The sequence below is a fragment of the Haliea sp. genome (genome assembly GCF_040222615.1).
In the GTDB taxonomy this organism is placed as follows: Bacteria; Pseudomonadota; Gammaproteobacteria; order Pseudomonadales; family Halieaceae; genus Haliea.
Genome location: NZ_JAVKCQ010000068.1, coordinates 1 through 11,076, shown reverse-complemented (window position 1 = coordinate 11,076; position 11,076 = coordinate 1). Strand labels below are relative to the sequence as shown.

Below are 11,076 nucleotides of genomic sequence, written 5' to 3'. Positions count from 1 at the left end.
ATACACCCTGGTACACCAGTTCTGCAAGATAGGCGCCCACAGTTTCAGTGGTATGGGTACGGCGATTGGCAAGGATGTCCCTGCCTACGTCACGGTCAGCGGCGCCCCGGCGGAAGCCAAAACCATCAATATCGAGGGCCTGCGCCGGCGCGGCTTTTCCTCGGACGCCATCAGTCAGCTGCGGCGCGCTTTCAAGATTATCTACCGGCAGGGGCTGACCCTGGAGCTGGCCATCCAGCGCCTGGAAACCATGCTCAGTGATACGCCGGAAGTACAGGTCATGATCGACTCCCTGCGCGCCTCGGAGCGCGGTATCGTCCGCTAGTGGACGGCCGCGGCCTCCGCATTGGCGTACTGGCGGGCGAGGCTTCGGGTGACATCCTCGGCTCCAGGCTGCTCGGCGCCCTTCGCCAACGCTACCCGCAGCTCCAGATAGAGGGCATTGGCGGTCCATTGATGCAGGCTCAGGGGCTGGACAGCCTGTTCCCCATGGAGCGGCTGTCGGTGATGGGGTTCGTGGAACCACTCAAGCGGTTGCCTGAACTGCTGCGCATCCGGCGCAGCGTCTATCAGCACTTCCTCGCCAACCCCCCGGACCTGTTTGTCGGCATCGACTCCCCGGATTTCTGCCTGCACTTGGAAATGAAACTCCGCCGGGTCGGGATTCCCACTGTGCACCTGGTCAGTCCCTCGGTCTGGGCCTGGCGCCGGGGACGCATCCGCAAGATCCGGCGCGCGGTCGACCGCATGCTGTGCCTGTTTCCCTTCGAGACCGATATCTACCGGCAGCACGCCATTGCCGCGGACTTTGTCGGCCACCCGCTGGCGGACGAAATCCCGGTCCAGATAGACCACAGTGCCGCCCGCGCGGCTCTCGGTTTGCCTGCCAGCGGCCGGCTGCTGGCACTTCTGCCCGGAAGCCGAGGTGGCGAAGTCAGCCTGCTGGCACCCCTGTTCCTGGCGACGGCGCGGCGGCTGTGCCGCGCCGACCCCGAGTTGCGCCTGGTGTTGCCCGCAGCCAGCCCCGAGCGCATGGTCCAGCTGCGGGCGCAGCTGGCTGCGTATACGGACCTGCCGTTGACCCTGGTTGAGGGACGCTCGCGGGAGGTGATGATGGCGGCGGATGCGGTACTGCTGGCTTCCGGCACTGCCACCCTGGAAGCATTGCTGGTGCAGTGTCCGATGGCTGTGGCCTACCGCATGGCGCCGCTGAGCTGGGCCCTGGTGTCGCGGCTGGTAAAGACGCCCTTTGCCGGACTGCCGAATATCCTGGCGGGCAGGGCCCTGGTGCCGGAGCTGATTCAGGGCGCGGCGACGGAGGAGGCGTTGGTGGCCGCTGTGCAGCCGCTGCTCTACAACTCCCATGTTGCCCGGGAGCAGCGCCAGGCTTTTGCCTCAATCCACCAGGCCCTGGGGCTGGGTTTTGGCGAGCGCTGTGCCGATGCCGTTGCCGCAGTGCTGGGGAGTGGTCACCGCTAGCATGCTGTTCGGCATCGATTATCATGCACCCGGCCTGGCCGGTGTCGACGAAGTGGGCCGCGGGCCGCTGGCGGGGGACGTGGTCGCCGCGGCGGTCATCCTGGACCCGGCCCGCCCTGTGCCGGGCTTGCGTGACTCCAAGAAGCTGTCCGCCGCCCGCCGCGAGGAACTGGCGGGGCAGATTCGCGAGCACGCCCTGGCGTGGGCTGTCGCGCGCGCTTCGGTGCTGGAAATCGATACGCTCAATATCCTCCAGGCGTCGCTCCTCGCCATGCATCGGGCAGTGCAGGCGCTGGATCCGCAGCCCGAGTGGGTACTGGTGGATGGCAACCGGCTACCGCGCTGGGACTACCGCTCGGAACCGGTGGTCAGGGGCGACGACCGGGTGCCCGCCATTGCCGCCGCTTCCATCCTGGCCAAGGTGCAAAGGGACGCCGAACTGGTCGCGCTCGACGCGCAGTACCCCGGCTACGGCTTTGCGGCGCACAAGGGCTACCCCACAGCGGCCCATTTACAGGCACTGCGGACCCTCGGGGTTACGCCGGTGCATCGGCGCAGCTTCGCGCCGGTCAAGGCCCTGTTGCCGCAGACGCCCGCGGGGTAAACTGCCCGCATGGCCGACTTCGTACACCTCAGACTTCACACCGAATACTCACTTGTCGACGGCTTGGTGCGGGTCAAGCCGCTGGTCGAACGCGTGGCGACACTGGGTATGGCGGCAGTCGCGATCACCGATATCTGCAATTTCTACGCCCTGGTCAAGGTCTACAAGGCGGCCTTCGCGGCGGGGGTGAAGCCCATCTTCGGGGTCGACCTGCGGGTGCTGGACGAGGACGATCCCGAGCGCGCCTATCCGCTGTGCCTGCTGGCCATGAATGACACCGGTTATCGCAACCTCACCGTACTCATTTCCCGCGCCTACACCGAGGGCCAGCACCTGGGCGTGGCACGGGTGCACAAGAGCTGGCTGGCCGAGCGCAGCGAAGGCCTGATCGCGCTGTCCTGCGGGGCGGCGGGTGACGTCGGGCAGGCGCTGCTCGCGGAGCGGCCGGCGCTGGCAGAGGAGCGTGCCAGGTACTGGCTGGCGCTGTATCCCGGGCGCTTTTACCTGGAGCTGCACCGCACCGGTCGCGAAGGCGACGAGACCCATCTGCACGCGGCTGTGGAGCTGGCGGCCAGGCTGCAGTGCCCTGTGGTCGCCACCAACGATGTGCGGTTTCTGGATGCCAGCGAATTTGAGGCCCATGAGGCGCGGGTCTGCATCCGCGAGGGCAGGACTCTGGATGATCCGCGCCGGGCTCGTGCCTATACCGAGCAGCAGTACCTGCGCTCGCCGGAAGAAATGGCAGAACTGTTTGCCGATATCCCGGAAGCGCTGGCCAACAGTGTCGAGATAGCGCGGCGCTGCAACCTGGTGTTGGAGCTGGGCAAACCGTTCCTGCCCGACTACCCGGTGCCGCCCGGGCTGACCATGGATGAGTACTTCCGCCAACTTTCCCACCAGGGGCTGGAGCTGCGCCTGGCCACGCTGTTCGACCCGGCGGCCCCGGAGTTCGCCCGGCTGCAGGCCGAGTATCGGGCGCGGCTGGATTTCGAGCTGGACACCATTATCCAGATGGGCTTCCCCGGCTACTTCCTGATCGTGATGGACTTCATCCGCTGGGCCAAGCAGCACGATATCCCGGTCGGCCCCGGGCGCGGCTCCGGCGCCGGTTCGCTGGTGGCCTACGCGCTGGAGATCACCGACCTCGATCCGCTGCAGTACGACCTGCTGTTCGAGCGCTTTCTCAATCCCGAGCGGGTGTCTATGCCCGACTTCGATGTCGACTTCTGTATGGAGAAGCGCGACCGGGTTATCGACTACGTGGCCGAGACCTATGGCCGCGAGGCCGTCTCCCAGATCATTACCTTCGGCACCATGGCCGCCAAGGCGGTGGTGCGCGATGTGGCCCGGGTACAGGGCAAGCCCTACAGTCTGGCGGACAAGCTGTCGAAGATGATTCCCTTCGAAGTGGGGATGACCCTGGCCAAGGCACTGGAGCAGGAGGAGGTGTTGCGCACCTTCCTCGATGAGGACAGCCAGGCCCTGGAAATCTGGGATATGGCCCTGCAGCTGGAAGGGATCACCCGGGGCGTTGGCAAGCACGCCGGGGGGGTGGTGATTGCGCCCTCAAAGCTCACCGATTTCTCTCCCCTGTATTGCGATGAAACCGGTGCCGGGCTGGTCACCCAGTACGACAAGGGTGACGTGGAGGACGCCGGGCTGGTCAAGTTTGACTTCCTCGGCCTGCGTACCCTGACCATCATCGACTGGGCGGTGCGCATGATCAACGCCGTGCGCGACTCCCAGGGCGAGGCGGCGTTGGACATTTCGGCCATCCCCCTGGATGACCAGCCCACCTTTGCGCTGCTCCAGGCGGCGGAAACCACCGCCGTGTTCCAGCTTGAATCCCGCGGCATGAAGGACCTGATCAAGCGCCTGAAGCCGGACTGCTTCGAGGACATCATTGCCCTGGTGGCCCTGTTCCGCCCGGGCCCGCTGCAGTCGGGAATGGTGGACAACTTCATCAACCGCAAGCACGGCCGCGAGGCCATTTCCTACCCGGACGCCCAGTACCAGCACCCGCTGTTGCAGCCTATCCTGGAACCCACCTACGGCATCATCCTTTACCAGGAGCAGGTGATGCAGATTGCCCAGGAATTGGCCGGCTACAGCCTCGGCGAGGCGGACCTGCTGCGCCGGGCCATGGGCAAGAAGAAGCCCGAGGAGATGGCCAAGCAGCGCGCGGTCTTCGAGCAGGGCGCCGGTGACAAGGGTGTGGACGGCGAACTGGCGATCAAGATCTTCGACCTGGTGGAAAAGTTCGCCGGCTACGGTTTCAACAAATCACACTCCGCAGCCTACGCCCTGGTCTCCTACCAGACCGCCTGGCTGAAGACCCACTATCCCGCGCATTTCATGGCGGCGGTGATGAGCTCGGAACTGCAGAACACCGACAAGATCGTGGTGTTCGTCGAAGAGTGTCGGGCGATGCAGCTGGTGCTGCGCCTGCCCGATGTCAACGAAGGCCAGTACATGTTCACCGTCAACGCCGACAACGACATTATCTACGGCCTGGGCGCGATCCGCGGGCTGGGAGAGGGCCCGGTGGAGAACCTGCTGCGGGCCAGGGAGGAGGGCGGTCCGTTCCTGGACCTGTTCGATTTCTGCGCCCGCACCGACCCGCGCAAGGTCAACCGCCGCGCGATAGAAGCCCTGATCAGGGCCGGTGCCTTCGACACCCTGGGGGTGGAGCGCTGGGTGCTGATGGCCGCCCTTGACGATGCCCTGAAAAGCGCGGAGCAGAGCGCCAGTAACCGGGACAGCGGCATGGCGGACCTGTTCGGTGATGTCGTCCCCGGGCCGGCTACGGGCGTGGCAGACGTCTACGCGGGTTTTCGCGCGGTGCACCCCTGGACCGGTCGCGAGCGACTGGGCGGCGAAAAGGACACCCTGGGCCTGTATGTGACCGGCCATCCCATCGACGAATATGAACAGGAAGTGCGCAGATTCGCGCCGACCCGCATTGCCGACCTGCGCGCGGACAAGCAGGGGACGCAGATGCTGGCCGGGCTGGTGGTGGCCTCCCGCACCATGAAGACCAAGCGCGGCGACACCATGGCCATTCTCCAGCTGGATGATCGCAGCGCGCGGATCGAGGTCACGGTCTATGCCGACACCTTCAATGAGAAGCGGGATATCCTGGCCAAGGACCAGATCGTGATCGTCGAGGGCAGTGTCGCCCATGACGATTATTCCGGCGGCTTGTCGGTGCGGGCGAAAGAGGTGCGCAGCCTGTTGGAGGCGCGGCAGTCGTTCGCCGCCGAGCTCACCATCGAGGTCTGGCAGGAGATGCTGGACGATCAGCTGGCCGAGCGCCTGGCCCGCACGCTGGCCGGCGCCGGCGGCGGCAGCTGCCCGGTGTCGCTGCTCTATCGCCAGCCCCGCAATCGCGCGCGGGTGCGGCTGGGAGAGCGCTGGTCCGTCGTGCCCAGCGACGACCTGCTGCAACAGCTGCGGGAGTGTGTCGGCAACGACCGCGTGGCGCTGCACTACGCCTGACTCCGTCCGTTTCAACCGGCGTCCTCGCCGGTTCGATCTGCTGCACTATCCTCCGCTACCTCCGCCGTCGCATTGCGCCGGCCTGCCCCAGCGCCCAGAATCGGTACCCGTTAACTAGCAACGATAAAAACCGAGGAGTGCTCGCCATGCTGTTAAAGGACAAGATTGTCATCGTTTCGGGTATCGGCCCGGGTCTCGGCCAGGAACTGTCCACCCTCGCCGCCCGCGAGGGTGCCGCGGGCGTGGTGCTGGCGGCGCGTACGCCGGCCAAGCTGGACGTCGCCGAAGCCGAGATCCAGGCCCTGGGTCTTGGAACCCGCACGCTCAAGGTGGTGACTGACATCGCCGACCGCGCCCAGTGCGAGGCCCTTGCCGGCGCGACCGCTGAGGCCTTTGGCCGCATCGATGTGCTCTTCAACAGCGCCTATGACCCCGGTAATTTCGAGCCTATTGCCGAGGCGGACCTGGACGGCTGGCGCCGGAGCATGGAGGTCAACTTTTTCGGCACCATGCAGCTGACCCAGGCCTGCATACCCCACCTGCGCGCGGCTGGCGGTGGCGCCATTGTCATGATAGCCACCATGGTGGAGCACAAGCCGCTGGCGACCCAGGGCGGCTACGGCGCCTCCAAGTCGGCCCTGCGCAACGCCACCAAGCACCTGGCGCTGGAACTCGGCAAGGACAATATACGGGTCAACAGCTGCCACATGGGCTGGATGTGGGGTCCGGCAGTCGAGGGCTATTTTGACTGGCAGGCGCAGGCCAGTGGTCGGCCCAAGGAGGATCTGATCGCCGAGGTGACCCGCAGCATTCCCCTCGGGCACATCCCCGACGACGGTGACTGCGCCAAGGCCGCTGTGTTCCTGGCCTCGGATTATGCCCGCGTGGTTACCGGCGCGGGGCTTGATGTGAACGGTGGCGAGTACATGCCCGTTTGAACGGAGTTTCCTGATGTTCTACGGCTGGTTGCTGGTCGGTGTGGCGTTTCTGGTGTTGATGGTCAGCAGTGGTTCCATCATGTATTCCTACAGCGTCGTCGCAGTGCCGCTGGGGGCAGCCTTCGAGGCCAGCCGCATGACCATGATGCTGGGTATCACCGGCATGACCCTGGCCGGCGGCTTGCTGTCGCCGTTCATGGGGGGGCTGATTGATCGCGGTTCACTGCGCCGGATGATGTTCCTGGGTGCGGTGGGACTCGCCTCGGGCTATCTCCTGCTGTCGTTCACCACCGCCAGCTGGCAGGTACCGATTATCTATGCGGCCCTGATGATGCTGGGCATCAATCTGTTGGGTCCGCTGACCACTTCGACCCTGCTGGCGCGCTGGTTCAGTCGCCGCCGTGGCATGGCCCTGGGCGTTGCCGCGGTCGGGACCTCGGTCGGCGGCTTTGTGTTTCCCCCGCTGGTGCAGTGGCTGATCGACAGTTTCGAGTGGCGCAACGCGCTGCGGATTCTCGGTCTCGGTTCCCTGTTGCTGACCCTGCCCGCGATCTGGCTGGTGGCGAACCGGCCCGCCGACCGCGGCCTGCATCCGGACGGCGATGCGCCACCGCCCAGCGGCGGCCCGCTGCCGCCGCCCCTGTCCACGGCCGCGCTGCTGCGGGAGCGCAATTTCTGGTTGGTCGCACTTTCCATCAGCCTGCTGTTCGGCGTCTATTCTGCGCTGCTGGCCAACCTGGTGCCCTTTGCCCTGGACACCGGTTCGACACCGGACCGGGCCGCCTTTCTGATTTCCGCCATGGCTTTGGCCGGCATCGCCGGCAAGCTGGGTTTTGGCGCTATCGCTGACCGGGTCGACCTGCGGGCCGGACTCGCCGCGTCCATGGCCCTGGTGATCACCGGGGTGGTGTTCTACGTCGTCGGCGACGGCTACAGCATGCTGCTGTTTGGCAGTATCAGTCTCGGTCTTGCCGCAGGCGGCATGCTGCCGGTCTGGGGCGCCTTGCTGGCGGTGCTGTTCGGTGCGGCCAACTACGGCCGGGTGATGGGCATGATGAACCCCGTCATCATGCCGATGACCCTGCTCGGGCCGCCGCTGGCGGGACTGGTGCACGATGCCACCGGCAGCTACACCGGCGCCTTTCTCGGCTTCGTGGTGGCGCTGCTCGCGGGCCTGGTGCTGCTGCCGATGATCCGTATGCCGGCGGCAGTGACATCCTCTTGATCAGGAGCTGAATCATGCATCACCCCGAGATTGTTGTTATCACCGGTGCCGGTGGCGGCATTGGCGAAGGCGTCGCCCGCAGTTTTGCCCGTGCTGGCTGGACCGTGGTGGTGGCGGAGATTGATCGCCAGCGCGGCCAGGCCGTCGCCGACTCGCTGGCCGCTCTCGGCGGCCAGGGATTGTTCATCGAGACCGATATTCGCGACCTGGCCAGTGTGCGGGACATGGTCGAGCGCACCCTGGGTGAGTTCGGCCGGGTGGACGTACTGGTGAACAACGCCTATCCCACCGGCAGCGATCCTACCAGCGTCAGCGGTGTCAGCGATGAGCGGCTGGCGGGGTCAATGACCGCGGGGTTCCACGCGGTACTGGCCGCCATGCAGGCCGTGTATCCGGTCATGGCCGCCCAGCGCTGGGGCCGTATCATCAACATGTGCTCACTGAACGGCGTCAATGCCCACGCCGGCACCGTGGACTACAACTGCGCCAAGGAAGCGGTGCGTGCGCTTACCCGCACGGCGGCGGTGGAGTGGGGCAGGGATGGCATCACCTGCAACGCGATCTGTCCGGGCGCGGCAACGCCGGCCTTCAAGGCGCGGATGGCGGAAATGCCGGAGATGATGGCCGGCATCCAGAAAATGATTCCCATGGGCTACAGCGGCGACCCGGAGGAGGATATTGCCCCCGTCGTGCTGTTCCTCGCCAGCGAGGGCTCGCGCTACATGACCGGTAATACGCTCTATGTCGACGGCGGCGGTCATATCAACGGTGTGCCCTGGAAACCCTGATCCAGGGTACGTGAGCCCCTGCCACCGGCGCGTACGGCGAGATTTACGCCACCGGCTCCGGGAACAGCTTGCGGTGCAGCTGCGGCGCACGGATGACGCCCTTGTCGTGCCAGTCCAGGGCCTCTGCTGATTCCGCCAGCCACAGCACGACATCGGCAATGGCCTCCGGCGCGGTCGGTTTATAGAGGGCAGGGATGTCGACGCCGAAGCCGTTGGCCTTCATGACTTCGGTGAGTACGAAACCCGGTTCGACGCTGAAAAAACGCAGGCCGCTGTCGGCGTGTTCCACCCGCAGGCTCGGTACCATGCGGATCAACGCGGCCTTGGAGGAAGGGTAGACAAAGCTCCAACCGCCCTGGTCGGCGGGAGCCGGTGGGTCTGCGAGGGCGGAACCGGAGACCATGTTGATAATGCTGCCTGCGCCGCGCGCCAGCATTCCGGGGAGCAGTTTCTGCACCAGCGCCAGCGGCGTCAGCACATTGCCGCGGTAGACCTTTTCCGCCTGCTCCAGGGTCACGTCCAGTACCCGCTGCAGATTGCCGGGCCCCTGGTAACAGGCGTTGTTGAACAGCAGGTCGACGCTGCCGAAATGCGCCAGGGCCTGGTCGGCCGCCGCCAGTACGCTGCCGGTGTCGAGGATGTCCGAGCGCAGCAGCAGGGTGTTCGCCCCGAATTCGCGGGCCGCCGCGGCGGTGGCTTCCAGGCTGCCGGGCAGGGCGCTTTCCTGTGACGCCCAGGCGCCGTGCTCGTGCTGCTCGCCCTCGCGCAGGGTGCGGGCTGTGAGCGCCAGGTCGTAGCCGGCCCGGGCCAGCGCGACGGCGGTGACCGCACCGATACCGCGGCTGGCGCCGGTAATGAAGGCGACTTTGCGCTGGGTCATGGCTGTGCTCCTGTCAGGGTGAACAGAGTTCGCGGCGGAGGTGATGGGTAGTACAAGCCGGGCTGCCGCAGCTGTGGGGCAGGCTTTAGTAAGCTAACCTGAGTCAAGTTATCCGCTGCGGTGGAGTGAGGTCAAGTCATGTTCCGGGTTTATGCCACGACGCCTGAAACCATGGGTCCGGTTGCCATCGGCGCCCACGCGGCGCGCGCCGAGGCCATGGGTTTCGACGGCCTGCAGGTGCCAGACGCGGTGCACGATGGCCTGTTGCTGGCGGCCATGGCGCTGCAGGCCACCCATAGCCTGGTGGTGGGCACGGCGGTACTGGTGGCATTCCCGCGCAGCCCGATGACTGTGGCCATCGCGGCCTGGGATCTTCAGCAGATGTCCGCCGGCCGTTTCGAGCTTGGACTGGGCACCCAGATCAGGCAGAACATCGAGGAACGCTACTCGGCGCGCTGGGTGTCCCCGGTACCGCAGCTGCGTGAGTACGTGCAGTCGCTGAAGGACATCTTCCACAGTTTCCAGACCGGCGAGCGGCTGCGTTTCGAAGGCGAGCACTACCGCTTCACCCGCCTGCAGCCCTTTTTTAATCCCGGCCCGATTGCGCACCCGGATATCCCGGTGCTCTGTGGCGCGGTAGGGCCCGCCATGACCCGTATGGTCGGACGGGTGGCGGACGGCATGATTACGCATCCCACCAACACGCCTCCCGCCTATATTCGCGCGGTGTGCCTGCCCCGTCTGCAGGGCGGGCTGGAGCAGGCCGGGCGCCCGGTGGCCGGCTTTCGGCTGGTGCTGGGACCACTGATAGCGACCGGACGCGATGAGCAGGCAGTGACGGCGTCCTGGGAAAAACAGCGGCGCCTGCTCGGGTTTCTCTATTCCACGCCCGCTTACTGGCCCAGCCTGGACATGTTCGGCTGGCAGGACAAGGGCCGGCAGCTGCTGGAGCTCACCCGCGAGAGTCGCTGGCAGGACCTCGCCGGTATCGTCACCGACGACATGCTGGCCCAGTTTGTCCCCCGGGGCACCTACCCGGAGATTGCCGATGTGCTGCGCGAGCGCTACGCGGGCCTTGCCCACAGCATCACCTTTCCCATGCCCGAGGATCCCGCGGACGACCCGCTGGCGGCTGCGGCCATCGCCAGCCTGCGCGGCTGACTCCGCCTGCTGCGCCGGGTCGTTTGACCGCCACGGACCGAGGCAGGACAATCACCGCTTTAACGCTGGACCCGGCATGCGCAATTACCAGATCTCAGAGTCGATGAACGAGCTGTTGCTGGCGCTGTCCCGCGGTCCGGTCGCGGAGCCGCCCTGGGAAGAGTTCCTGCGCCTGCTGGGCCAGGCTCTGTCCGCGGACTTTGTCACCTTGATCCTGCGCGCCCCGAGGGAAGGCGATGCCGGCCTGGTGATCAACTCCGTGGTGCTGTCACCGTCCGTGTACGCCGCCTACAATGAGAACTATTTCGCCCTGGATCCGTTCATCAACCTGCCCCCGGGGCAGGTTTTTACCGTGGATGAATTCATGGCCTCGGAGGACTACTACAGCTCCGATTACTATCGCCAGTATGTGGAGCCCACCGGTATCAGGCACCTGATGGGGGCGGATCTCGGGGATGCGCTGGGCAACAGTGCGCGCCTGCGTTTCGCCCGCATCATCGGCC

9 protein-coding genes and 1 pseudogene are annotated in these 11,076 nt (G+C 66.0%); 9 read left to right on the top strand and 1 reads right to left on the bottom strand.

Annotation, left to right across the window (positions count from 1 at the left end; all coding sequences use genetic code 11):
• From RJQ10_RS06150 to RJQ10_RS06120, 7 genes and pseudogenes are all read left to right on the top strand, one after another.
• Positions 1 to 325: pseudogene (locus RJQ10_RS06150) on the top strand (acyl-ACP--UDP-N-acetylglucosamine O-acyltransferase); the annotation flags it as partial.
• On the top strand, positions 325 to 1,479 hold the full coding sequence (gene lpxB, locus RJQ10_RS06145) for a lipid-A-disaccharide synthase (RefSeq protein ID WP_350144685.1): 1,155 nt from the start codon (positions 325 to 327) through the stop codon (positions 1,477 to 1,479). The pseudogene RJQ10_RS06150 and the gene lpxB, both read left to right, overlap by 1 nt.
• Before the next feature lies 1 nt (position 1,480).
• Complete coding sequence (rnhB, locus tag RJQ10_RS06140; protein ID WP_350144687.1) at positions 1,481 to 2,083, top strand: ribonuclease HII; 603 nt, start codon at positions 1,481 to 1,483, stop codon at positions 2,081 to 2,083.
• 9 nt (positions 2,084 to 2,092) lie between these two features.
• Positions 2,093 to 5,581 (top strand): DNA polymerase III subunit alpha, encoded by a 3,489-nt coding sequence (gene dnaE, locus RJQ10_RS06135; protein ID WP_350144684.1) that lies wholly within the window; start codon positions 2,093 to 2,095, stop codon positions 5,579 to 5,581.
• Between the two features lie 146 nt (positions 5,582 to 5,727).
• Positions 5,728 to 6,519 (top strand): SDR family oxidoreductase, encoded by a 792-nt coding sequence (locus RJQ10_RS06130; protein WP_350144682.1) that lies wholly within the window; start codon positions 5,728 to 5,730, stop codon positions 6,517 to 6,519.
• 13 nt (positions 6,520 to 6,532) lie between these two features.
• The gene (locus tag RJQ10_RS06125; protein WP_350144680.1) at positions 6,533 to 7,744 is read left to right on the top strand and encodes an MFS transporter; all 1,212 of its coding nucleotides are present in this window, start codon (positions 6,533 to 6,535) and stop codon (positions 7,742 to 7,744) included.
• A gap of 14 nt (positions 7,745 to 7,758) precedes the next feature.
• Positions 7,759 to 8,532 carry an SDR family NAD(P)-dependent oxidoreductase gene (locus tag RJQ10_RS06120; protein ID WP_350144678.1) on the top strand — a complete coding sequence of 258 codons (774 nt, stop codon included), beginning with the start codon at positions 7,759 to 7,761 and terminating at the stop codon, positions 8,530 to 8,532.
• A 43-nt stretch (positions 8,533 to 8,575) separates the two neighbouring features.
• On the opposite strand, the gene RJQ10_RS06115 is transcribed toward RJQ10_RS06120, so the two are convergent.
• A complete protein-coding gene (locus RJQ10_RS06115; RefSeq protein ID WP_350144676.1) occupies positions 8,576 to 9,412 on the bottom strand; it encodes an SDR family NAD(P)-dependent oxidoreductase in 837 nt (278 codons plus the stop codon).
• 138 nt (positions 9,413 to 9,550) lie between these two features.
• Here RJQ10_RS06115 and RJQ10_RS06110 point away from each other — a divergent pair, with 138 nt between their 5' ends.
• Entirely contained in the window at positions 9,551 to 10,573 is a 1,023-nt protein-coding gene (locus RJQ10_RS06110) for a TIGR03617 family F420-dependent LLM class oxidoreductase (RefSeq protein ID WP_350144674.1), read from the top strand.
• Positions 10,574 to 10,649: 76 nt separating this feature from the next.
• Positions 10,650 to 11,076, top strand: a 427-nt coding sequence (locus RJQ10_RS06105) for a hypothetical protein (protein ID WP_350144673.1), incomplete at its 3' end; no start/stop codon positions are given.

What these genes read in the sequence shown, in the direction of transcription:
- rnhB (WP_350144687.1), top strand. Translation starts at nt 1,481, where the DNA reads ATGCTGTTCGGCATCGATTATCATGCACCCGGCCTGGCCGGTGTCGAC.
- RJQ10_RS06110 (WP_350144674.1), top strand. Translation starts at nt 9,551, where the DNA reads ATGTTCCGGGTTTATGCCACGACGCCTGAAACCATGGGTCCGGTTGCC.
- RJQ10_RS06125 (WP_350144680.1), top strand. Translation starts at nt 6,533, where the DNA reads ATGTTCTACGGCTGGTTGCTGGTCGGTGTGGCGTTTCTGGTGTTGATG.
- RJQ10_RS06120 (WP_350144678.1), top strand. Translation starts at nt 7,759, where the DNA reads ATGCATCACCCCGAGATTGTTGTTATCACCGGTGCCGGTGGCGGCATT.
- RJQ10_RS06130 (WP_350144682.1), top strand. Translation starts at nt 5,728, where the DNA reads ATGCTGTTAAAGGACAAGATTGTCATCGTTTCGGGTATCGGCCCGGGT.
- RJQ10_RS06115 (WP_350144676.1), bottom strand. Translation starts at nt 9,412, where the DNA reads ATGACCCAGCGCAAAGTCGCCTTCATTACCGGCGCCAGCCGCGGTATC.
- dnaE (WP_350144684.1), top strand. Translation starts at nt 2,093, where the DNA reads ATGGCCGACTTCGTACACCTCAGACTTCACACCGAATACTCACTTGTC.